Origin of the sequence: Lentibacillus songyuanensis (assembly GCF_039548255.1) — a bacterium.
In the GTDB taxonomy this organism is placed as follows: domain Bacteria; phylum Bacillota; class Bacilli; order Bacillales; family Amphibacillaceae; genus Lentibacillus_C; species Lentibacillus_C songyuanensis.
Genome location: NZ_JBCLVH010000003.1, coordinates 218,645 through 242,318, shown reverse-complemented (window position 1 = coordinate 242,318; position 23,674 = coordinate 218,645). Strand labels below are relative to the sequence as shown.

Below are 23,674 nucleotides of genomic sequence, written 5' to 3'. Positions count from 1 at the left end.
GGAAGGTTACTGATTGGAGACATTTCGAAGTTTTTTCTCATGTTGCGCGTTCTTGCTAGCCAAAAAGTCGACTGTTTCCTGTGTCTCTGAAAGCTCGATTCGTGTACTGCGCATTTTTACATCAAGCTGGTCAAAGCGATTGTCCATTCGAGTTTCCAACTTATCAAACCGTGTTTCCATTTCATCCATCCGTTTATTCATTCGATTCTCCATTCCATCCATCCGTTTATTCATTTGTGTTTCCATTCCATCGATTCTTTTATTCATTTGTTTGGAATGCAGTTCCAGTGCTTTTTTGATTTCTTGAATAATAGTTGATTGTTCCATTTTCTTACCTCCTCATTTAGTATACCGGAAAATGTATCACCTGGGAAGATGCTTTCCGACACTTTTTGCACTCAAACCTTCTACTATTTATCCTGGCAAATGAATAAAAATATAGAAGAAGCTTGATGGGGGAGATGAATAGGCATGAAAGGTCGGATGATAGGGATCATAATCCTGCTGCTGATGGCGATTGCTAGTGCAGTTGTTGGGTACTTTTATTTTCATAAGTCAGCAGAGGATATGGCCAAAGCTGCGGTTGATACGTTTTATACATATGAACAGGATGGTGCTTTTTCGCAATCATGGTCAATGTTTCATCCACAAATGAAGGGAAAGATCGATAAGGTGAATTATTTACAAATGCGACCACATGTGTTTATGAATGACTTTGGGGTAAAAACTTTTTCTTATACGTTGGGAGAACCGGAAAAAGTAAAGGAATGGACACTTGAGAAAGGTGCCGAACCTGTTCATAACGCATATAAAGTAACAGTAACGCAGACATTTAAAGGGAAGTTTGGAAACTTTGACATTGTACAGGATGTATACACTACCATGGTGAAAGATGAATGGATGATTCTGTGGGATTATGGTGATAGGTGAATATGTTTTGAGACCACTGAAAAAGCGAACCGCTGATAAAAGTTGTGAAACCGCTGATAAAGTGAATAACGATAAAATTTGAAAGTGGTTTTTCCAATTTAAAATCTTTTCAATAGCCCCGAGTATATTACAAGATCCCAAACGGATTAAAATAGATTGATTATTCATGACTAATTCGACTACACTAAATGTAATAAATAGCTGCGCAAGGGGGACACATTTTTATGGTACATATTCGAGATATCCATCAGGCACGAGAACAAATTGCTGACATCATTCATACAACACCACTACTTACATCCAAACAGCTTTCATCCATATGTGGAAACAATATATTTCTAAAAGGAGAGCACCTGCAGAAAACAGGCGCATTTAAAATTAGAGGAGCGACGAACAAGGTGAAACAAGCGGCACAAGAAGGCGCTACATTTGTTACGGCTGCATCATCTGGAAACCACGGGCAAGCGGTTGCCTATATTGCTAATGTGTTGGGCATAGATGCGACAATTGTTGTTCCCGAAGATGCTACGGCTAGCAAACTTCATGCAATCGAGTCTTATCATGGAACAATTGAAAAGTGTGGGTTCACTTCAGCAGAACGCATCCCGAGAGCCAAAGAATTAGCACAGGAGAAAAATGGCGTATTTATTCCGCCATATGACGATCCGTTGATTATTGCCGGTCAAGGAACGGTTGGATTGGAAATACTAGAACAATTGGCAGATGTGGACACGATAGTTGTTCCGGTTGGTGGTGGCGGGTTGATCTCCGGCATTTTAACAGCAGTCAAGGAAACAAAGCCACAGGTAAGGGTCATTGGCGTGGAACCAGCAATCGCCAATGATACCTATCAATCATTGGAACAAGGGGAAATCACTGCAATTGCTGGTACGCAAACACTTGCTGATGGGCTCCGCACCATCCAGCCAGGAGATATGACGTTTCCGATTGTGCAAAAATATGTGGATGATCTCGTATTAGTTAGTGAACAAGAAATTCGTCAGGCATTATTCTTTGTCTTGGAACGTATGAAGCAACTAATTGAGCCTTCAAGTGCGGTATCTGTCGCAGCGGCCATGTTTGATAAACTGGGTGTTAGAGACAAAAAGGTGGTATGTGTACTTTCAGGTGGAAATGCAGATGTGCGTAAATTAGCTGATATTTTTCCGGAAGATTGAATGCGGAGATAGAACATCTGAAAAGCCTGTCAGCCGTTTCAGATAACTGACCGACCAACTTTTAACAGACATAAATAGGCTGTGGCAACAAATGATACAAAATGGACAGAGATGCTTCTGTTCCTAAATCCCACAAGGAGTGATCAGTGTGGCCGACAACAATCGTAATCAATTGTTAGTGCCTGGTGCAAAAGATGCAATGGAAAACATGAAGGAAGAAATTGCAAATGAAATGGGTGTCGAGCCTGGAGCGGACACCACTGCACGTGAAAACGGATCGGTGGGTGGCGAAATGGTCAAACGAATGATTCAAATCGCCGAACAAAATATGCAAAATGGCAAACAGTAGTAATTACTGTTAAACCAGTCTGCATAGCAAAAGAGGGCACGCTAATCTGTGCCCTCCTTTGCTTTAGCTGGGAAAGTGTGAATACGCATAAAGAGAAACTTCATTAAGTAGGGGGTTCAGACGCTCAGAACGTGCTAGTGTAGGCGAAGGCATAAGGACGTGACGCTTTTAACCTGCCGTTCCTCCTCCACTTAATAGAGGAACAAAGGCTAAGTTCTCAGGCATTTGAGTTGCAACGCCTTTGTGACCTGCATCGTGCAGGCTGAGAACAGAATCGGTTGACTGCTACTTATCTTTTTTTGATTTCACCTCAACATCCTGAAGTGGGACTCTTACTGTCCGTTAAGAGTGGGATAAAAATTAATTTCATGTTAAACTGTTGATGTCAGAATTTTGCTAAAGGAGAAGGGATATAATGTCTGAATCGTTTCAAGTCATGAAAGAAGCAGAGGAATTTTATTTTCCGGGAAATGATACAGGTGTATTGGTCATTCATGGGTTTACTGGTTCCGCGCAAAGTATGTATTATCTTGGTAAACAACTCGCGGATACTGGGTTCACGGTGTTTGGACCACGATTAACCGGACATGGAACTCAACCGGAGGATATGGAGCAAGCGAGCTATCAAGATTGGATCCAAACAGTAGAAGATGGGCTGGAGAAATTACAGGTAACCTGCTCCAATGTCTTTGTGGCTGGATTATCGATGGGTGGCACATTAACCTTATACTTAGCCGAAAAGTATCCGGAAATAAAAGGGATTGTGCCAATCAATGCAGCAATTGAGATGCCAGAGCTAATCAAGAATTACCAGGATCTCTCGCCAACCGATACACGTTTTGTGGATGGTATAGGATCAGATATTAAGCAAGCTGGTGTACAAGAACTGGCATACTCGAAAACCCCAGTGAAATCTATGGGTGAACTGATTCGTTTAGCAGAACTAGTCAGGGATGATTTGGGCAAAATAACAGCACCTGCACTTATTTTTTCATCAGTAGAAGACCATGTGGTGCCTCCAGAGAATTCGCGGGAAATATATGAGTCTATAACATCGGAAAACCGTACGATTACACTGTTGGAAAATAGTTATCATGTTGCAACGTTGGATCATGATAAGGAGTTAATTGCAGAAAAAAGTATTGCATTTATCCGTTCGCTTCTATAAAAATTGGAATTAAATAGCAGTAAATGAACCAAACGAGGGAGTCTTGGAAATGAACATCATTGACACACATTGCGACGTATTATTAAAACTGCAAATGGCAAAAAGAGGAGAAATGTTTGGTCAAAAACCAGCCCGATTTCGGGATTCTGATCAATTGGATAGCAATCTAATCAGGTTAAAACAGGGCGGGGTACGTGTCCAATTTTTTGCTATCTTTATTCATCCTGAAGTGCCATCCGACGAAAAATGGCAGCACGCATTGGAACAAATCGATTTGTTTTATACGGAAATAGTGGGAAAACACCCAGAAATAAAACATATTACCGAATGGACGGGCTTGAATCATCTGCAGGATGGCGAGATGGGGGCTGTGCTGACATTAGAGGGTGCGGATGCGTTTGGTAATGATCTGGTTAAATTGCGACACTTGTACCAGCTTGGTGTGTTATCCATTGGTCTAACCTGGAATAATGCCAATCTATGTGCTGACGGTGCAGGAGAACCACGCGGTGGAGGGCTAACGCTGTTAGGGAAAGAAGTTGTCAGCCTCAATAATCAACACCATATATTCACCGATGTCTCCCACGCTACCATCAACGGCTTCTGGGATATTTTGGAGCATGCCAATTATCCATTTGCCAGTCATTCCAATGTACGAGCGCTTTGTGATCATCCACGCAATCTATATGATGACCAGATTAAGCAATTGTTTGCCAAGAATGGTTTGATTCATGTTGTCTTTCATCCGCTATTTTTATCCGGGGATGAAGATTGTGCAAACATTTCCGATCTACTAAGACATATTGATCATTTATGTGGACTTGGCGGTGTGAAGCAAATCGGCTTTGGTTCAGACTTTGATGGTATTAACCATTATGTTCATGATCTGGAAAATGCGGCGAAATATCCGAATTTAATCAATGAGCTGCAAAAGCATTATTCAGAGGATGAAGTGAAAGGGTTTTGTTATCAAAATTTTTTAGATCACCTCCCAACCCTTTAAAAATTGACCATTCTAGGTCCGATGTTTAATTTGATGTTCATACTCTTGGCTTGATGTTTATACTATAATGTCGCTTTCATCTCTTTTGAGCATTTATTCCTATTCCCAAACATAGAATGCTAGTACGTACAATTTGTACAGCAATCATAAAGGGAGTGGTTAAATGGCAGGAAACCGTGGAGTAACCTATGTGAGACCTGGAGAAGTGGAGATCCGGGATATCGACTTTCCTGATTTAATGTTGCATGATGGCCCAGGGGTTAATCCGTTAAATGTTGGCAGGAAATGTAACCATGGGGTGATTATTAAGGTGGTTACAACCAATATTTGCGGCAGCGACCAGCATATGGTTCGAGGCAGAACAACGGCACCAAGTGGCTTGGTGTTGGGACATGAGATTACCGGAGAAGTTATTGAGATTGGCAGTGACGTGGAATTTATCAAAAAAGGTGACTTGGTTTCGGTCCCATTTAATATCGCATGTGGCCGCTGTCCGAGCTGCCGGAGACAGGACACCCACATTTGTGAAAATGTAAATCCTGATCGTCCGGGTTCAGCATATGGGTATGTAGATATGGGTGGCTGGGTTGGTGGTCAATCAGAGTATTGCATGGTGCCATATGCTGATTTTCAGTTATTAAAATTTCCTGATAAAGACCAAGCTATGGAAAAGATTCTCGATTTAACCATGCTTTCTGACATTTTCCCGACTGGGTATCATGGTGCGGTAAGTGCAGGGGTGAAAACAGGCTCGACCGTATATGTTGCCGGCGCCGGCCCGGTTGGTTTAGCAGCGGCTCATTCGGCCCAGTTGCTCGGTGCGTCAGTTGTCATTGTTGGGGACATGATTGAGGAGCGACTGCAACAAGCAAGAAGCTTCGGATGTGAAACCATAAATTTACGCAAACATACGAATGTAGGAGAACAAATCGAACAAATTCTTGGGGTGCCTGAAGTAGATTGTGCAATAGATGCGGTTGGCTTTGAAGCAAGTGGTCATGGGGAAGAAGCAGGTGAGGCTCCGGCAACTGTACTTAATACAGCGATGGATATTACACGTGCTGGTGGAAGACTAGGCATCCCAGGTCTTTATGTAACAGGTGACCCTGGTGCATCAGAAGTGGATGCGAAAGAAGGAACTCTAAAAATCAGACTTGGATTAGGCTGGGCCAAGGCACATACATTTGTGACTGGGCAGACACCAGTAATGAAATACCATCGCGACCTTATGAAGGCTATTTTAAGTGGAAAAGCCCAAATTGCCAAAGCGGTAAATGCTACATTGATTTCACTTGATGAGGCACCGGCGGGTTATAGGGCGTTTGATGGTGGGGTATCGAAGAAATTTGTTATCGACCCACATGGTTTGGTACGGAGCTAATTTGTTTGTCTAATAAAGTAAAGAAAAAAGAAGGCTGGGACAAGAGTGTTTTAATTGTAGAGAAATCCGAACAGATACACGTTTCTTTAATTAAAACGTATATTCGTTCGAGTTGTTCTTTTTACACTTAGGAACGTATAAACTTTAACAAGGATGTATCTCGATATGGATAAAGATTTTTAAGTAATAAGTATAGGAAACTGATTATATCTAGATTGTGACGTAAATTGAAATTATGTTTGGTTCTTTCCGACCGCTACGGGAAAACACTACGCTTTTTAGTGGGCTCGCGCTAAGCCTCCTCGCTCGCAAAGACCGCTCCCTGTGGGGTCTTTGCGTCTTCGCTTTTACACAGGATTCTCCGTATTTTCCCTTCGCTGGTACAGAATTTGCAAATATCAGTGGTTCTTTCGCTAAACGGGTTATCCGGAAGCAGCTGCACTAGTCCGAGTGAGCGAAGGGCAAACCCCGATTTCGGTCGATGAGTGACCAAACGAGGGTTTATTTTCTTCATTCGGTCGCTCAACCTGCCAGTGAGTGACCGAACCAGAGTTTTTTCCCCGCATTCGGTCCCTCATTCCTCATCTTCCAGTAGAATGAACAAGGTGTCATGTAGGAATTGTCACTTCATCGCATTTTCCATCAATTACGCATTACACTTCAGCCCAAAAAATAATATTCTAAACTTCCCATCTTATAATCGTTCATCTTTCGTGCGCAACGTCTTTGTTATGTCCCAACCTCCTTTTTCTTTGAAATGTATCTTAAAGATATAAAAAAATCAACCAATTTCTGGATTAAGCGTTGAGTATTAGGGAATAAGAAGATAACAACAGTCTCTTAACTATGGAGCAAACTCGAATGCCAATTCCAAATAATAGGGAGTATATATGTATAAATGGTATGAAAGTGGCATAAATATCAACAGATCAATGAGTGTGTAGTACCAAGTGCAGACCCTGATCAAAATAATATTGTCTTTGACAGCGATTACAACATAGGGTATACTTATCCTAACAAGTTAATGAAGTGGTGGAGATTTGGAGACCCACATTTCAATAGCACCTTTGTTGGGAAAGGTATGTCTATTGAAGTGTGGGTCTCTTTGTTTTGCATTCATTTCCTTGTGATTTACAACATGAAAGAAAAAGCAGATAAAGGGGTGGGAAAATATGACGGAATTTTTAGCTGAACTTATTGGTACAATGATTCTGATTATCCTTGGGGGCGGTGTCGTTGGAGGCGTGGTACTGAAGGGTTCTAAAGCAGAGGGTTCAGACTGGATAGTTGTTACGGTCGGATGGGGTCTTGCTGTCACAATGGGTGTCTACGCTGTTGGCAATTTTACCGGCGCACACATAAACCCTGCAGTGACATTAGGATTTGCTGCTGCAGGTGAATTTCCATGGGCGAAAGTACCGATGTATATTAGCGCGCAAATGATTGGGGCGATCATTGGTGCCTGTATTGTATTCTTGAACTATTTGCCACATTGGAAGGAAACCGAAGATCAAGCGGCAAAACTGGGTGTGTTTTCGACTGATCCTGCTATTCGTAGTTTTTTCTCCAACCTGGTAAGTGAGATTATTGGTACATTTGTCCTTGTTATGGGGTTAATGTTTATTGGTGCCAATGAGATTACGGAAGGATTGAACCCATTAATTGTTGGATCGTTGATTTTAGCGATTGGGGTTTCACTGGGGGGCACAACGGGGTATGCGATTAATCCCGCACGTGATCTGGGCCCGCGAATTGCTCATGCCATTTTACCGATTCCGGGAAAAGGTGGATCGGATTGGAAATATGCTTGGATTCCCGTGGTTGGACCTATTATTGGCGGGGTCTATGGTGCTGTTTTTTATAACGCTATCTTTTTAAGCAACTTTTCGGTATTATTTTGGGTAGGAAGCGTTGTTGTTCTTGTTATCTTGATTGGGGCAGCGGCTAACGAATTAAATAAAGGTAAGGCAACGAACAAGACAGGAGAAAATATAAAGAATTAATAGGGAGGAATTATCATGTGTGCGAAACAGTATATTTTATCTTTGGACCAAGGAACAACAAGTTCTCGAGCTATTTTATTTGATCATAGTGGGGCGATAGTGGAAACAGCACAAAAAGAATTCGAGCAATTTTTCTCACATCCTGGCTGGGTTGAGCATGATGCCAATGAAATTTGGAACTCGGTATTAGCTTGTATGGCCGAAGTATTACGAAAAGCCGATGTGGAACCAGGGCAAATTGCCGGTATTGGGATTACCAATCAGCGGGAGACTGCAGTTGTTTGGGACAAAAACACTGGAAAACCAATTTACAAGGCAATTGTTTGGCAGTCTCGGCAAACGGAGGATATTTGCAAAGAACTACGTGAAGCCGGATATAACGATACATTTCGCGATAAAACAGGGTTGTTGATTGATCCTTATTTTTCTGGGACAAAAGTAAAGTGGATTCTTGATCATGTTGACGGCGCAAGAGAAAAAGCAGAAAATGGCGACTTATTATTCGGCACGATGGACACATGGCTGGTTTATAAGTTATCGGGAGGAAAGACACATATTACCGATTATTCTAATGCTGGCAGAACCTTAATGTTTAATATTTATGATTTGAAGTGGGATGAGGAGCTATTGGAAACTCTAACGGTTCCAAAAAGTATGCTCCCAGATGTGCGTCAATCTTCTGAAGTGTATGCTCATACGGTTGATTATCATTTCTTTGGACACGAGGTACCGATTGCTGGTATCGCTGGCGACCAACAGGCAGCGCTATTCGGCCAAGCGTGTTTTGAAAAAGGGATGGCGAAAAACACGTATGGAACAGGCTGTTTTATGTTAATGAATACCGGTGATAAAGGCGTACAGTCGGAAAATGGCTTGTTAACTACATTAGCATGGGGCGTTGATGGTAAGGTAGAATATGCACTGGAAGGAAGCATTTTCGTTGCTGGCTCGGCGATTCAGTGGCTGCGTGACGGGTTGAAGGTAATTGAAAGTGCCCCAGACAGTGAAGATTTCGCAACAACCGTTGAGTCGACCGATGGTGTTTATATGGTTCCCGCTTTTGTTGGCTTGGGAACACCATATTGGGATAGTGATGCACGGGGAGCTGTGTTTGGCTTGACTCGCGGTACGACCAAGGCCCACTTCATTCGGGCAACACTTGAATCGTTAGCATACCAGACGAAAGATGTATTGGATGCGATGATTGCTGATTCAGGCATCGATTTGAAAGGCTTGCGTGTGGATGGTGGAGCAGTGAAAAATAATTTCTTAATGCAGTTCCAAAGTGATATGCTAGGTGTGCCGGTAGAACGGCCGGTGGTGCAGGAGACAACCGCTTTAGGTGCTGCATATTTAGCCGGTCTGGCTGTCGGATTTTGGAAGAGCAAAGAAGAAATTGCCAATCAATGGCAAAACGACAAAACGTTTACGAATAAAATGGATGAAGAAAAGCGCAATAACCTTTATGATGGATGGAAAAAAGCAGTACATGCAACCAGACAGTTTAAATAGCACCACGACTTACACGAGGTGAGCATAATCATGGAACTAAATGGAATACTACCCGCTGTTAGAGAAATGAAAGATTTTGAGAAACTGCTGTCCAGTGAACATGACTATATCATTTTTTTGGAAACACGACTTTCGCAAATTAAGTCACTTGTTGATTATTCCCGGCGAAGCAATAAAAAAGTATTGGTACACGCTGATTTGATTCAAGGATTAAAAACCGATGATTATGGAATTGAATTTATTCTGCGGGAAATGAAGCCTGATGGAATTATTTCAACTAGGGGAAATGTCATTTCAATGGCCAAACAGCATCATCTACTAGCTGTTCAGCGAATATTTGCTGTCGATTCACACGCACTTGAAAATACGATTCAAATTATTAATCGGGTGAAACCGGATTATATTGAAATTATGCCAGGAATTATTCCGGCTCTCATTACGGAAATTTACGAACGGACAGGGATCCCGGTGATTGCCGGGGGCCTGATACGTACGAATGAAGATGTAAGCAGTGCCTATCGTGCAGGTGCTAAAGCTATCACCACTTCAGATAGCGAATTATGGAGCGTGTAAATGAAAAGCTACCCGATTATTTTTTCGAGTAGCTTTTCCTTTTTGTGTACAACATTTTACAATGCTTGAGCATCCACTGATTCCAGCCAATTGTCAATTGTGTCAACAACCGATTCCACACAGCCTTCATGAAATGGTGATTGTAAATTTGCAGCCTCGACAAGTCCAAGGAACGATTTCGATCCACCTAATTTACAAAGGCACAAATAATCAGCCCATGCTTCTTCATGATTCTCTCGCGAACGTTTCCAAAACTGGAAGGCACAAATTTGTGCAAGCGTATAGTCGATATAGTAAAATGGATCCTCATAAATATGTCCTTGGCGCTGCCAAAAGCCGCCAGCTTCTAAATAACTGTTCCCGGCATAGTCGCGGTGGGGAAGGTAGGTCTTCTCCAATTCATGCCAAGCTTGCTTACGCTGTGTTGGTGTCCATTCCGGATTTTCATAAACGAGATGTTGAAATTCATCAACAGCAACACCATAAGGAAGAAATTCCAACCCGCCAGCAAGATGGGAATATTTATATTTATCCGTATCCTCTTTGAAAAATAGTTCCATCCATGGCCAGGTAAAGAACTCCATGCTCATGGAATGAATTTCTGCTGCTTCGGACGTTGGGATTAAATATTCCGGGATCCCAATGTTTCGGCTGGAATAAAATTGAAATGCGTGACCAGCTTCATGGGTAAGTACATCAATATCACCGGACGTCCCATTGAAATTCGCAAAAATGAACGGCGATTGGTAATCTTCGATGAATGTACAGTATCCTCCTGCTTCTTTTCCTTTTTTAGCTAGCAGATCCATTAAATGGTGGTCAAGCATAAAATTAAAAAATTCATTTGTTTCATCAGATAAATCTGCATACATTTTCTTGCCATTATCGATAATCCAGTCTGGAGATCCTTTTGGTTCGGCATTGCCATTTTGAAACTCAAAGGATTCGTCATAAAATTTTAAGGCATCAATACCGATTCGTTCGGCTTGTTTATCATAAAGCTTGCTAACTAATGGAACGACCGACTCACGCACTTGCTTGCGGAATACCTTGACCATTTCCTGATCATAATCGATTCGCTGCATCCGCAAATAACCGACATCCACAAAGTTTTCGTAGCCTAGTGTGGTGGCAATCTCATGACGTACCTTGACAAGCTGATCATAAATGGTATCGAAACGCTCATTGTTATCAGCAAAAAAGTTGGCGCTTGCTTCGGCTGCTTTTTTGCGAACGGATCGGTCTTTGTTTTGGGTAAATGGGCCAAGCTGTGCCAGTGTATATGTTTTCCCGTCAAGCTCGACTTGGGCTGAGGCCACTAATTTAGAGTATTCGGATGTTAATTTATTTTCCTTTTGTAATAACGGAATAATCTTCGGGGAAAAAGCCTTCATCTCGCAATCCGCAATGTTAAAAAGTTGGGAGCCCCACTGGTTTTCCAACTCCTCACGAAAGGCCGACTGTACTAATTCCTTATAAAAATCTGTATCCAGCGCCCTGATTTCCGGCTCAACCTCGTCAAAGAAGTCGCGTTCCCGTTGATAGAATTCATCATTCGTATCAATCGAGGCGCGGATGTATACTAAATTAAATAGTGTTGATAACTTGTCACGAAAGGCATTGATTTCCCTAATTGCCTTTGTCGCTTCCTCAACCGAAGCTGCTTCCTTAAATTCATGAAGTAATTTGGAAAATAAGGCCTTCTCTTTTTTTAAATCGGGGCGTTCATATGTATAGTTTTCAAAAGTCTGCATCGTTTACCTCCTATTTATCCTATATATTATTATTTCGACGAATAATCGGAAGAATCCTGCTCATTTCGTAAACCCTATTAGTGCGTGATAAAAAGGACCGAGAAGTTCGAGGCGGCGTAGTTTCGAGCAGCGGAATGTATGCAAATAGATACATGAGCACAAGTAAATGCTTCTTTGAATCCGCATCGCACGCCGGAAAAGTGGTTTTCTTTTCCAAGGAGCGGAGAAACAAGCCAACGAAGAAATTCGATGTGTCATTTTTACCGGACTTTTTGAACAGCCTCTATTAGGCACAAAAGATGAGGATTGCTATAATAGGCTAAGAAGTATTAAATGAAAAAGGAGACACCGCAAATGAATGCGAAATTTGACTTGACGAAGCAACAAAAAGAGGAAATGACCGGCTTGATCAAAGACTATTTTATTAAGGAACGCGATGAAGAAATTGGTGATTTAGCGGCTATGTTATTACTGGAGTTTTTTACAGAGAAATTAGCGCCGCACTTCTATAATATTGCGGTAGAAGACTGTCATACCTATATGGCAGAAAAATTAGATGATTTGTTTGAAATACAAAAGTAGGAAGGAGACTAGCTATGTCAATTGATGGAAGATACCGGAAAAATATTCACTCGGGATCAGTGGTTGCCATTGTTTTAAAACAAGACCAGCGTACCGGTAAGACGACGAATGGTGTGGTAAAAAGTATACTAACTAATTCCGAGTATCATCCACACGGGATTAAAGTTCGGTTGGAGGATGGACAGGTTGGACGTGTGGCATTGATTGATTCATAATTAAAGGTTTTTCAACGGACAGATGGATATAATGGTTTAAAGTGATGCAACCTAACTTTATAAGTATATGTAAAGGTAGGTTATTAGGATGAATGTAGCCAACATCATGACAATTATTGGATTTGTAGCGGTTGTGCTCGTTCTATTAGTGTTGATCGTTATTGGTTGTTACTTGTTTTTCGTTGATCGGACACAAAAGCAGCACCCGGTGTTGCGAAATTATCCTGTCATTGGACGGGTACGATACTTTTTTGAAAAAATTGGCCCGGAATTGCGTCAGTATTTTTTTAATAATGATAATGAAGGCAAACCTTTTTCACGGCGAGACTATCAACATATCGTCAAGACGGCAAAGTATAAGCGAGATGTGATTGGATTTGGTTCTCAGCGCGATTTTGATGCAGCAGGTTTTTTTATGCGAAATTCACTGTTCCCAAAACTCACAGAAGAAGTGAATATGGATCGGGAAACAAAGGTGACAACCCAGCGCTATTTATTGGTGAAGGATCCGCTGTTTACAGAAAGAAAAGAAAAACTGGAGGAGAATGAGTCCCTAGCATACCTGCTTCCTAAAAAAGATGCCATCGTGATTGGCGAAAATTTACGTCATCCTTTTGTGGTCAGGGGGCAAATTGGCATGTCAGCAATGAGCTATGGTGCACTCGGCCATAAGGCAATTACCGCGTTGTCGGAAGGATTGGGAATCGCCAAAGGAACGTGGATGAATACAGGGGAAGGTGGCTTATCGGATTACCACTTAAAGGGTGGTGTTGATATTATTATGCAAATCGGGCCCGGTTTATTTGGTGTAAGGGAAGCGGATGGTAGCTTTGATTGGGATGAATTGCTAGAAAAGAGCAAAATTCCACAGATTAAAGCGTTTGAATTGAAGCTAGCCCAGGGCGCCAAAACTCGCGGTGGTCATATTGATGGGGAGAAGGTAACTGAAGAGATTGCCCGGATCCGCCGAGTAGAGCCGTTTAAATCCGTTGATAGTCCGAACCGTTTTACCGAATACAGTGATATTCCTTCGTTGTTTCACTTTATTGAGCGAATCCGGGAACATACGGGGAAACCGGTTGGCATGAAGATCGTCATTGGGAGCCCAGATGAAGCGGATGAATTAGCTAAACAAATCAAAGAATTAGGGAAAAGCCCCGATTTTATTACGATTGATGGCGGGGAAGGCGGGACAGGGGCATCATATCAAGAATTAACGGATAGTGTAGGTCTGCCAATTAAAGCCGCACTTCCACTTGTACAGGCAGCATTAGAGAAACATGAGGTTCGCGATCGGGTGAAACTCATCGCCTCAGGTAAATTATTTTCTCCCGATCGAGTAGCGATTGCATTGGCGATGGGCGCGGATTTAGTTAATGTGGCGCGTGGGTTTATGATAACAGTCGGCTGTATTCAAACATTAAAATGTCAATCCAATGTTTGTCCGGTTGGGGTAGCTACCACCGACCCTGAATTGCAAAAGGCATTGGTCATCGATGAAAAGAAATGGCGCACCGCAAATTACGTGATTACCTTAAGAAAAGGGCTATTTCGAATTGCCGCTGCGGCTGGACTTGATTCCCCTTTGAAATTTTCCAAGGAACATGTTGTGTATAAAGATGAGCAAGGGAAAATTCAGCCATGGTGAACTTATAAGAAAAAATCGAGTGTGTTTACGGAAAACGCACTCAATTTTTTTGCTATTAATAGCATTTGTCTGCAATGAGATCACCATTCAATATCTTTAAAATTATCAAAATTAATGTTAGGGTTAGCGTAAGTTATGTTCGAAATGAAATTTTAGAAAGGATGGGGATGGTATGCTTCATCAGTACAAAAAATATAAATTTTGGTTGTATTGGACGCCATTATTGTTTTATCGTTAATCTTATCCTTTGTCTTTTATTTGGACAAAAGTAACAGTGAACCCCTTACATTGCTTTGCTTTGGCATCATTACCGTAGCAACGTTATTTTATGTTATTTTTTCCTTGGTGAAAGATAATAAAAGTTCATTCATCATGTATTAAGCATTGTGTTGTACAGCATTGCTTGTTCTTGTCCTATTTTAAAAAGGTATTCCCATCCCGTTGTTCAACTTTTCCTTCTTTCATCAGCCTGCCCAGTGCGCGTTTGAATGCAGCCTTACTGATCTGGAAGGTACCCCTGATATCCTCCGGATCACTTTTATCACTAAATGGAATGAAACCGCCATTTTCCTGTAAATGCGTTAGAATTTGTACAGCATCTTCACTCATGCTGTCCCGTTTAAGTGGTCGTAGGGAAACATTTAGGGTGCCATCAGCTTTTACTTCGATCACCCGTCCGGTGACCCATTCACCAAGACGTGGCTCTTGTTTCCGCTCGGTATGATGGATGAACCCACGATAATCATCGTCAGTGATGATCACCGTTCCTTCTTTGCTTGTTAGGTATACGCGGCCGCTAATTGGCTTATTAAGCAACTCTTCGGGTGCCCATCCCCAAATTTTTGCAAACACGCCCTCTGTTGCTGGTATTGCCAGCAACCGGCCTTTTCGATCTTTTCCCAACGTGACATACAACTTGTCACCTGGTACAGGCCACACATCTTCCATTAATGGCAGATCATCCATGGAAACGAGGATTTCTTTCGCAATGCCGATATTGACAAAGGCCCCTAAACGGGGGATGACTTCAACAACCTCAGCCCAATCATAGGCATCCATTTGAACAGTAGGTAACTGGGTGGTCGCAACGATTTGTCCTTTTTTATCCTGATATAAAAAGACGTCAATTGTCTGATCCGCTTCCAGTTCCTGCTCTGTTTCGTTATGATGCAGGAGTGCCTCGTTTGCATCCTTGGTTAACACATATCCGGTATCAATTTTGCGCAGGACAGTCATTGTCTGAATCGTGCCAATTGGTAACATGTTCATAAGTAAAACCTACTTTCAATTAAATATGTATTGGAAAAGGGGTACCCTCATATTAAGGTACCCCTTTGATTACTAAAGTAACACATAAGATTTACATTTTTTATTTTGCCCGAATCTGTTAACTATTCGGGTGGGAATTCTTGTAGTCGGAGATATTCAATATTTTCGTTTGAACACCTTTATTCATTTATACTTTGTTTACGTCGTGAGAAATCTTCGTTTAGACCAAGAATTCACTCTATACCGCGGTCTTTGTTCCACTGGGTGTTTTCTAACTTAAGCAATGTCAGCCCTACCTGCTCTGACATCCTTGCGACCCCTTAGTCGCGCCAGTGAGAATAAGCATTTTCAAAAACATTACGTAGAATGCCAGAATTACTTATTGTTACTTCATAGATAAATAATAATCTCATGTTTTTAATTTAATGTCAAGGTTTTTTCATGAATTTCTTTTTGTTATTACCCAATCGGTGACTTTTATCGAGATATAATAAAGCGTGCAGGAGCTTATGATTAAAACGAAATAGGGTGATCGAGGTATATATTTTTCTGCTAACAAAACAAACCCTTGATCCAATTCATTGAAATAAATCGTATCTGTCATCCCTAACACCGTAGTAAGTGGTGTTAGAATGAGAATGGTGCCGATTACAAATAGTAGTACATTGATGCCAGCACCCAACAAAAAAGAAGGGATCATATAAAAAATTGGCAAACAAATGGCTATCATCAGTAGTCCAATACATAAGATGACAGTGAAATCGCGCCAATCGTATATATAATACGGATCAGCAATCGATGCTATGGGCTTTGAAACCAGCATGAATACCCATTGGAATGACAGGAGCACGATTGCCAAACAAGCTAAAAACATATACCGGCTTTGTGCTATTTGTGTTTTTGCTACTGGCAAGCTGATCAAAAATCGATTGACCTTGTTTTTATCATCCTCATAAAATAGGGTGATCAGCAATGTCATAAAAATGATAGCAAACATGAAGATAGGTGGTATCAAAATGAGATAGGAAATGATAAGTATTAGAGCAATCCCGCCATAGGAAAGCCAGCTGTTTATAAAAAAATCCCGTTTTACTAAAGTAAGCATGGATATACGTCCTTTCATTTAAATCTGATCGCTTCGTCTGAAGATCCAAAGTGATAGTTGGAATGACAAAACCGTGCAAACCAAGGTTATTAGTATAGAGATAAGCATCCAGGGGTAGCTAACCATATTGTTGAGAGCTGAAAAAAAGGTTGCCACATCATTAACGGCTGCCGAAAGCATTCCCAAACTAAAGGCCACGATCAGTAATACGCTAAATATGATTACTGTTGCCATCATAAAGGAGCGGCACATGTAATAAATGGGTAGGGCAATGGCAGTCGCAATACTAATAATGATAAATATCCATCCAATAGACATGATGGTTAATGGCTTCATCTGTAAAGAGGGAAGCCACTCATGGATGAGGATGTCGATCAAGCCTTGGTAGATAACACAACCGGCGATTACGCTCAAGAAAAATATATATCTGCTTGACACGATGACGAATTTACTAATGGGAAGACTGACGATAAATCGATTGGCCTTATCTTTGGCATTACTGTAAAATGTGTTGAAGCAAATTCCCATCATAAGTCCGCTGTACATATATATAGGTTCCAAATTCAGTAGATAAATAATCGGGATAAAAAAGATTACAAATTCAATAAAACCGCGATTCAACGCTAGATCACACTTCAGCATGTGTACCATGTTCGCGCTCCTTTCGCGTCATATAGTACATGATGTCTTCCAATGTTGCCTGTTCCATCATGATATCTTGTTCAAACGGGTCAAAAATGGACGGATCGCCCTGAAACAATGCTTGAAAGCCTGTCGTTGTCTCTTCAAGGCCGACGAAGATATTGCGAATATCATCATCAAGCAGGCTCGTTTTCCCTTTGAGAATGTAATAGTTTTCACGCACTTCCTCCATTGATGTCTGCAAACGAATTTTTCCTTCGTTGATAAATATAATATGGTCAGCAATCCGGTCCAAATCATTGGTGATATGGGTTGATAAAAGTATTGTCTGTTTTTCCTGGATCATTATTTCTTGAAGCAGATGCAACAGTTCGCGGCGAAAAATCGGATCCAGCCCCGCTGTAGGTTCATCCATCACGATAAACTCCGGTTCATGTGCAAGGGCAAATAACAGGGAGCACTTCATCTTCATTCCTTTTGAGAAATGCTTCAACTTTTTTTGAAAAGGTAAGGCGAATTTAGCTATGTATGTTTGAAATAACGTCTCGTTCCAGCCTTTATATAAAGGTGCGATAATGGATTTCATCTTTTTGATGGTAAATTCCTCATACATGTACAGTTCATCATAAACAAAACCGATTTTTTGTTTGACATGGTGATCATGATGGGATGTGCCAAATAGTTGAATGGAGCCCTCATCGATTTGTAAAATGTCCATCATCATTTGGATGGTTGTTGTTTTTCCGCTGCCATTTGGGCCGATAAATCCGGTTATATACCCCTGTGGTATGGTAAGATTCATATTTTCAATGGTAAAATCTTTACGTTTTTTGGTAACTCCTTTCATTTCAACGATATTCATGTTTACACATCCTCTTCGTAATAAATTTCGAGTAATTCAATTACATCGGCCTTTGAAAGACCTAACCGTTTTGCCTCTCGAACAACCTTTTCCAGTTCGTTTTCCAACTCACGAACCTGCCATTCTTTTAAAACATGAGGCTGCTGACCGGCAACAAATGTCCCTTTCCCTACCGCTGAGATTAGATAACCTTCTTGTTCCAGGTCCTCATATGCCCGTTTTGTTGTGATGACACTAACCTTGAGATCTTTGGCTAGCACACGCATGGAAGGGAGGGCGTCACCTTCTGCTAATTGTCCGGAGAAAATTTCCTGCTTAATTTGTTCTTTGATCTGTTGAAACAAAGGTTCTTTGCTTGTCGTAGAAATAAGAATGTTCATTAGCATCCCTCAATATTATATATAATGTATATATACATTATATATAATATACTCATTAACATAGTGATTGTCAAGGAGTTATAAAAAAGGATGCCAAACTGAATGCAGATATTCGCAGGTAAGAACTATGCACGGTCAACACGTCAAATGATAAAAGAGAAACTACTATACCCATCTAAACAAGCATGAAAAATCCGGCACGGGAAATTCCCACACCGGATTTCATTAAAATGTTCTTTCTTCAGCTACTTCATGATTTTTGTCCAGGATAATTACTTTACTAGGTTTATTTTCCTTGGCCATTTGTTCTGCTTTTTCAATCGCATCATCTTTAGCAACATATTCATTCGTTGGTGCTACATCTTCTAACTTAACATACCAAGCGGTAACGTCCTTATTTGGTGCGACACTATATTTATTCATTTGCAACACTCCTTGTTTTCGTCGTTAGTATTCTGTTCCCTGGGACTGGTATAATAAAACTATGAAGATAGGGGGGGGTATAATGCGTCACGTATATGGAGCAATTGACGCAGAAACACGATGTTGTCATTACCATGGGGAAAATGATCGGATTGCGATAAAATTTTACTGCTGTGGCGAATACTTTTCCTGCTATAGATGTCACGAGAAAAATGGCTGCGGTCATACGAACGTGTGGCCTGGTTCGGACTTTGATCAACCAGCTGTACTTTGCGGGGCTTGTGGCACAGAACTTTCCATTCAAACCTATAAAACTTGCGGTGCGAAATGCCCTGAATGTGGAGCTAATTTCAATCCAGGCTGTTCACTCCATCAACATCTATACTTTGAAATTTAATCGAGAAGTGGCAGGAACCTTCACTAAACCAAGCGAAACACTTGAAAAGACCACACGAAATAGTATTAAATGAAACATGAATCGTAATTTCAAACGGGGAGGGATAAAGCAAGTGGCATTTGTAATATTAGAACCATGTGGCAGCGAAAAAGCAGCAGAATGTGTTAGCGTTTGCCCTGTTGATTGTATAGAGGAAGGCCCAGATCAGTTTTACATTGATCCGGATGTTTGTATTGATTGTGCGGCATGTAAGGCAGTTTGCCCGGTTAGTGCAATTGAGGAAGAATATGATCTGACAGCAGAACAGGAAGTTTATTTGGAGAAGGCGGAGAATTTTTTCCACGACCGTTAAATGTCATCAAGTACATATGATGGCTACCATTAAAAACGCCTTTAAGAGATGTAATTCTTAAAGGTGTTTTTTTAGAGTTCCTGCTCTCATGAAAAATGACTGAAGCAATAGGAAGGTAAAAGCAAGAAAGAATAAAAAATGCCAAAGATAACGCATAATTACGCCTGTCTCACCAATATACATGAGTGGTGGTGCGCATCCATGGTTTGTTTTTTCCAAAGGGCGGGTATTAACACGTATACACCGAAGGAAGGGTGGAAGCATGTTACGAACCATTTTAATGATTATTGGTGCGATTGTGGTGATCGGCTGGATTATCTCGATATTATAAAGCCTGGGTTGCCGGACGGGAGGAATTTTATCCCTGTCCGGCATTTTAAAGTTCATAACATATTGTAAATACCTAGTGAAATCAGCAAAAAAGGCGGGACTAGTGTTAACTTTTTTACCCATCGATTATTGGACAGAAATATACCGACATTTGTTCCACAATATACTAGTAATCCACTCATGAAGGCAATTAGCCCTGCCGTTAAAAATGGAGAATAGCCAACCATTGCAGCGCTTAAACCTGCGCCAAATGCATCAAGGGCAAGGGCGAATCCAAGTAAAAAAGCCTCTTTATTGGAAATCATTCCCGATTGATCCAGATCCGCTTGCTGTGGTTCTTTTAGTACGGATCTAAATTGGGATAACTGTGATTCCTTGTCTTCTATTTGATCATTTGTTTCTTCCGGTTTTGATCTTGTGACATTCCATAAACAAAATAAGCCGATCACAACCAATATCATACCTCCGATGATTTTAGCTGCTTTTGCTGAGATAAAAGCGGTTAGTACGCTGCCGATGGTCATCGATATTAGTACAATTATCCCGGAACAAAGCATGATAATGAGTAAAGCAGGAAGTGGTATCCGTATTCGGCGCATGCCATATGCAATGCCAACGCCAAAACCATCCAGACTAACGGCGATAACCAAGAAGAATAACCCTGTATAGAAGAGCATAGTTTTATCAAATCCTTTATTTCGTTCTAAAATATTGTATGGAAAACCGCTGTAGTTGTGATGCTTGAGGGGTGTTCATTTTCAACTGTTGATTTTATTTTCAATCCATGTATTAAGCCAGGATAAAGCCTATGATGAATATACGAATATTCATAAGGCGAGAGTTTTCAGCGTGTTTGTTACCTTGTCACAAGGAAACAATGACATTAATTAAACAGAAGGAATGAAAGGAACGAGCAATCGGATGGTCAGTTATGGATGGCAGGATGAAGAAATTTGAGTGTTTGTAACATTTGTTGTTTGTATAAAACTAATTGATGTATAATATGTATATAGACTTCATTTCCTAATAAGTCGGAGGTAATTGGATGAATTGGCTGTATATCCTTTTTGTCATATTTTTAGCAATAGGAGTATTATTGTTTTTATATGGGTTTAAGAAAAAATCTGTTATGGCGATGTTTTTGGGTGGAATCGTTTTTATAACACCACTATTCTACCTTATAAACTGGAACGTTGTTGTCCCTTTCGTACCTCCAGTTTCAATGGCGATTGCTTATTTTACAAAGAAAAAATTAGATACGATATAACGGAAGACTCTTTTAAAGGGTCTTTTTCTGTGCTACTTAACATCCAAAAATGTCCAAAGCACACTTTTAAGTAATCCTACCCGACTTTCACTCCAATTCATGCTAAAATAGCCATAGAGATTTTCATAGAGAGGATTTTTCATATGAGTAAAACGGTTGTATTAGCGGAGAAACCGTCTGTCGGCAGAGATATTGCCCGCGTACTGAAGTGTACAAAAAAAGGTAATGGCTTTCTGGAAGGCGCAAATTATATTGTGACCTGGGCCCTTGGCCATTTGGTTACCTTGGCCGATCCAGAAGTTTATGATGATAAATATAAAACGTGGAAGCTTGATGATTTACCAATGCTTCCAAACCATTTAAAGCTGGTCGTCATGAAAAAAACTGGCAAACAATTTAGTACGGTGAAAACACAGCTAAATCGAAATGACGTCAAAGAAGTGGTCATCGCAACTGATGCGGGTCGGGAAGGGGAACTTGTCGCCCGCTGGATTATTGAAAAAGCGCGCGTGAAAAAGCCGGTTAAGCGTTTATGGATTTCTTCAGTTACCGACAAAGCGATCCGCGACGGGTTTAAAAACTTAAAACCTGGCAGTAAATTTGAGAACTTGTATGCATCGGCAGTTGCCCGGTCAGAGGCAGATTGGTATGTAGGACTGAATGCCACGCGTGCACTAACTACCAAATTTAACGCCCAATTATCAAGCGGTCGCGTTCAGACACCGACACTTGCGATGATTGATGCTAGAGAAAAAGAGATTAAGGCGTTTAAACCGGAGACGTTTTATGGAATAGAGGCAAAAACACAAAAAGGTTTTAAGCTAGTCTGGCGGGATGCCAAAAACAATAGCCGAACCTTTTCCAAAGAAAAAGCAGATCGGTTGTTGGAAGCAGTCAAAAATAAACCCGCAACTGTTGTTGATGTGGATAAATCATTTAAAAAGAAGCACGCCCCGCAGTTATACGATCTAACAGAACTGCAGCGCGATGCCAACCGTATCTTTAATTTTTCTGGAAAACAAACACTGTCGCTAATGCAAAAATTGTATGAACAACATAAAGTGTTAACCTACCCTAGGACTGATTCCCGGGTCATTACCACAGATATTGTGCCAACATTAAAGGACCGGGTGAAGGCATGTGGTGTTGACCAGTACGCGCGTTTTGCAAGTAAGGTATTAAAACATGACTTAAAATTACCGAAATCAGTAGTGGACAATAGCAAGGTTTCCGACCATCATGCGATTATTCCAACGGAGCAGCCAGTTATGCTGGCGGAACTTGGTGATCAGGAGCGGAAAATTTATGATTTAGTCGTCAAGCGTTTCTTGGCAGTGTTATCTGATGCCTACGAATATGAACAAACGACGATCATCGCAGAAATTAGCAAAGAACAATTCATCGCTAAGGGAAAAATCGTCAAGAAGCAGGGATGGAAGGAAATTTACAATCGGAATAATGCTGTTGATCAAGGCGACGATGCGGATGATCAACGGTTACCTGCAGTTGAAAAAGGTGATACATTTTCCAATTTGCGTGTAACCATGACGAGCGGGGAAACAAAACCGCCAGAACGGTTTACGGAAGGCGGGTTACTGCAGGCCATGGAAAATCCGGTGCGTTACATGGCACAGGATGAACGGCATTTGGCAGGTACTATCAATAAAACGGGCGGCCTTGGAACCGTGGCAACCCGTGCTGATATTATTGAAAAGTTATTTAACGGTCAATACATGGAAATGAAAGGCAAGCATATTTTTATCACTTCCAAAGGCCGGCAGCTGCTTGACCTGGTACCGGAAAAATTACGCTCACCAGCTTTAACTGCAGAATGGGAGCAAAAACTTGGTGCGATTGCGGATGGCAAGCTAAAAAAAGATCGTTTTATTACGGAAATGAAAGATTATGCAAAAGAGGTTGTCCACGAGATAAAAGCAAGTGATGCCACATTCAAGCATGATAATATGACTGGAACCAAATGCCCGAAATGCGGCAAGCTAATGATGGAGATTAAAAACAAACATGGCCGTATGCTTGTTTGTCAGGATCGGTCCTGTGGTGGTAAAAAGAATATCGCCAAATTTACCAATGCACGCTGTCCGAATTGCCACAAACGGCTGGAGTTACGTGGTGAAGGGGAAGGGCAGATGTTCATTTGTAAATGTGGGCATCGTGAAAAACTGTCAACCTTTAACGAACGCAAGCAGCGTGAGAAAAAGAATCAAGTATCCAAAAAAGATGTCAATAAGTATTTGAAAAAACAAGATGACGGATTTAAAAATAATGCACTTGCCGAACAGCTGGCAAAGCTGAAAAAGTAAAACGGATGTTTCATTGCGTAAAAAGTGGAG

General features: G+C 41.1%; 25 protein-coding genes. 16 read left to right on the top strand and 9 right to left on the bottom strand.

Annotated features, from left to right (window positions below; translation table 11 throughout):
• Nucleotides 1-6 precede the first annotated feature (6 nt).
• Nucleotides 7-327, bottom strand: coding sequence for a hypothetical protein (locus tag WMZ97_RS05200; protein ID WP_343271010.1), 321 nt, complete (start codon nt 325-327; stop codon nt 7-9).
• 144 nt (nt 328-471) lie between these two features.
• On the opposite strand from WMZ97_RS05200, the gene WMZ97_RS05195 reads away from it, so the two are divergent.
• The 9 genes from WMZ97_RS05195 to WMZ97_RS05155 all read left to right on the top strand — a co-directional run bounded on the left by WMZ97_RS05195 (nt 472) and on the right by WMZ97_RS05155 (nt 10,097).
• Nucleotides 472-930 carry a hypothetical protein gene (locus tag WMZ97_RS05195; protein WP_343271009.1) on the top strand — a complete coding sequence of 153 codons (459 nt, stop codon included), beginning with the start codon at nt 472-474 and terminating at the stop codon, nt 928-930.
• A 224-nt stretch (nt 931-1,154) separates the two neighbouring features.
• Complete coding sequence (locus tag WMZ97_RS05190) at nt 1,155-2,108, top strand: threonine ammonia-lyase (protein ID WP_343271008.1); 954 nt, start codon at nt 1,155-1,157, stop codon at nt 2,106-2,108.
• 148 nt (nt 2,109-2,256) lie between these two features.
• Nucleotides 2,257-2,457, top strand: a complete 201-nt coding sequence (locus WMZ97_RS05185) for an alpha/beta-type small acid-soluble spore protein (protein ID WP_343271007.1) — start codon at nt 2,257-2,259, stop codon at nt 2,455-2,457.
• Between the two features lie 415 nt (nt 2,458-2,872).
• On the top strand, nt 2,873-3,625 hold the full coding sequence (locus WMZ97_RS05180; RefSeq protein WP_343271006.1) for an alpha/beta hydrolase: 753 nt from the start codon (nt 2,873-2,875) through the stop codon (nt 3,623-3,625).
• Between the two features lie 49 nt (nt 3,626-3,674).
• Nucleotides 3,675-4,628 carry a dipeptidase gene (locus tag WMZ97_RS05175; RefSeq protein ID WP_343271005.1) on the top strand — a complete coding sequence of 318 codons (954 nt, stop codon included), beginning with the start codon at nt 3,675-3,677 and terminating at the stop codon, nt 4,626-4,628.
• Between the two features lie 163 nt (nt 4,629-4,791).
• On the top strand, nt 4,792-6,009 hold the full coding sequence (gene fdhA, locus WMZ97_RS05170; protein WP_343271004.1) for a formaldehyde dehydrogenase, glutathione-independent: 1,218 nt from the start codon (nt 4,792-4,794) through the stop codon (nt 6,007-6,009).
• A 1,154-nt stretch (nt 6,010-7,163) separates the two neighbouring features.
• Nucleotides 7,164-8,012 (top strand): MIP/aquaporin family protein, encoded by an 849-nt coding sequence (locus tag WMZ97_RS05165; protein ID WP_343271099.1) that lies wholly within the window; start codon nt 7,164-7,166, stop codon nt 8,010-8,012.
• A gap of 15 nt (nt 8,013-8,027) precedes the next feature.
• Nucleotides 8,028-9,524: a glycerol kinase GlpK gene (gene glpK / locus WMZ97_RS05160; protein WP_343271003.1), complete on the top strand. Its 1,497-nt coding sequence runs from the start codon at nt 8,028-8,030 to the stop codon at nt 9,522-9,524.
• Between the two features lie 30 nt (nt 9,525-9,554).
• Entirely contained in the window at nt 9,555-10,097 is a 543-nt protein-coding gene (locus tag WMZ97_RS05155) for a glycerol-3-phosphate responsive antiterminator (RefSeq protein WP_343271002.1), read from the top strand.
• Nucleotides 10,098-10,153: 56 nt separating this feature from the next.
• On the opposite strand, the gene WMZ97_RS05150 is transcribed toward WMZ97_RS05155, so the two are convergent.
• A complete protein-coding gene (locus WMZ97_RS05150; protein ID WP_343271001.1) occupies nt 10,154-11,851 on the bottom strand; it encodes a M3 family oligoendopeptidase in 1,698 nt (565 codons plus the stop codon).
• Between the two features lie 354 nt (nt 11,852-12,205).
• Between WMZ97_RS05150 and WMZ97_RS05145 the strand changes: the two genes are divergently transcribed.
• The 3 genes from WMZ97_RS05145 to WMZ97_RS05135 all read left to right on the top strand — a co-directional run bounded on the left by WMZ97_RS05145 (nt 12,206) and on the right by WMZ97_RS05135 (nt 14,296).
• On the top strand, nt 12,206-12,433 hold the full coding sequence (locus WMZ97_RS05145) for a DUF2164 domain-containing protein (protein WP_343271000.1): 228 nt from the start codon (nt 12,206-12,208) through the stop codon (nt 12,431-12,433).
• Nucleotides 12,434-12,447: 14 nt separating this feature from the next.
• The gene (locus WMZ97_RS05140; protein WP_343270999.1) at nt 12,448-12,648 is read left to right on the top strand and encodes a YwbE family protein; all 201 of its coding nucleotides are present in this window, start codon (nt 12,448-12,450) and stop codon (nt 12,646-12,648) included.
• Between the two features lie 88 nt (nt 12,649-12,736).
• A complete protein-coding gene (locus WMZ97_RS05135) occupies nt 12,737-14,296 on the top strand; it encodes an FMN-binding glutamate synthase family protein (RefSeq protein ID WP_343270998.1) in 1,560 nt (519 codons plus the stop codon).
• Between the two features lie 414 nt (nt 14,297-14,710).
• Here the strand turns inward: WMZ97_RS05135 and WMZ97_RS05130 are convergent, their stop codons facing one another.
• The 6 genes from WMZ97_RS05130 to WMZ97_RS05105 form a co-directional block, all read right to left on the bottom strand.
• Complete coding sequence (locus WMZ97_RS05130) at nt 14,711-15,565, bottom strand: CvfB family protein (RefSeq protein ID WP_343270997.1); 855 nt, start codon at nt 15,563-15,565, stop codon at nt 14,711-14,713.
• Between the two features lie 439 nt (nt 15,566-16,004).
• Nucleotides 16,005-16,670: an ABC-2 transporter permease gene (locus WMZ97_RS05125; RefSeq protein ID WP_343270996.1), complete on the bottom strand. Its 666-nt coding sequence runs from the start codon at nt 16,668-16,670 to the stop codon at nt 16,005-16,007.
• 18 nt (nt 16,671-16,688) lie between these two features.
• Nucleotides 16,689-17,321, bottom strand: a complete 633-nt coding sequence (locus WMZ97_RS05120; RefSeq protein WP_343270995.1) for an ABC-2 transporter permease — start codon at nt 17,319-17,321, stop codon at nt 16,689-16,691.
• Nucleotides 17,299-18,174 carry an ABC transporter ATP-binding protein gene (locus tag WMZ97_RS05115; RefSeq protein ID WP_343270994.1) on the bottom strand — a complete coding sequence of 292 codons (876 nt, stop codon included), beginning with the start codon at nt 18,172-18,174 and terminating at the stop codon, nt 17,299-17,301. Before WMZ97_RS05115 ends, WMZ97_RS05120 begins: the two co-directional genes overlap by 23 nt.
• A 2-nt stretch (nt 18,175-18,176) precedes the next feature.
• Nucleotides 18,177-18,554: a GntR family transcriptional regulator gene (locus tag WMZ97_RS05110; RefSeq protein WP_343270993.1), complete on the bottom strand. Its 378-nt coding sequence runs from the start codon at nt 18,552-18,554 to the stop codon at nt 18,177-18,179.
• Between the two features lie 225 nt (nt 18,555-18,779).
• A complete protein-coding gene (locus WMZ97_RS05105) occupies nt 18,780-18,977 on the bottom strand; it encodes a DUF2188 domain-containing protein (protein ID WP_343270992.1) in 198 nt (65 codons plus the stop codon).
• Between the two features lie 82 nt (nt 18,978-19,059).
• On the opposite strand from WMZ97_RS05105, the gene WMZ97_RS05100 reads away from it, so the two are divergent.
• Both WMZ97_RS05100 and WMZ97_RS05095 read left to right on the top strand, forming a co-directional pair.
• The gene (locus WMZ97_RS05100) at nt 19,060-19,374 is read left to right on the top strand and encodes a CHY zinc finger protein (RefSeq protein ID WP_343270991.1); all 315 of its coding nucleotides are present in this window, start codon (nt 19,060-19,062) and stop codon (nt 19,372-19,374) included.
• 112 nt (nt 19,375-19,486) lie between these two features.
• Nucleotides 19,487-19,726 (top strand): indolepyruvate ferredoxin oxidoreductase subunit alpha, encoded by a 240-nt coding sequence (locus WMZ97_RS05095; RefSeq protein WP_343270990.1) that lies wholly within the window; start codon nt 19,487-19,489, stop codon nt 19,724-19,726.
• 383 nt (nt 19,727-20,109) lie between these two features.
• Here WMZ97_RS05095 and ytaF read toward each other — a convergent pair whose 3' ends face one another.
• Nucleotides 20,110-20,733 carry a sporulation membrane protein YtaF gene (gene ytaF, locus WMZ97_RS05090; protein WP_343270989.1) on the bottom strand — a complete coding sequence of 208 codons (624 nt, stop codon included), beginning with the start codon at nt 20,731-20,733 and terminating at the stop codon, nt 20,110-20,112.
• A gap of 368 nt (nt 20,734-21,101) precedes the next feature.
• On the opposite strand from ytaF, the gene WMZ97_RS05085 reads away from it, so the two are divergent.
• Together WMZ97_RS05085 and WMZ97_RS05080 are read left to right on the top strand one after the other, a co-directional pair.
• Nucleotides 21,102-21,323, top strand: a complete 222-nt coding sequence (locus WMZ97_RS05085; RefSeq protein ID WP_343270988.1) for a hypothetical protein — start codon at nt 21,102-21,104, stop codon at nt 21,321-21,323.
• Nucleotides 21,324-21,466: 143 nt separating this feature from the next.
• Nucleotides 21,467-23,644, top strand: a complete 2,178-nt coding sequence (locus tag WMZ97_RS05080; protein WP_343270987.1) for a DNA topoisomerase III — start codon at nt 21,467-21,469, stop codon at nt 23,642-23,644.
• The last annotated feature ends 30 nt before the right edge of the window (nt 23,645-23,674 follow it).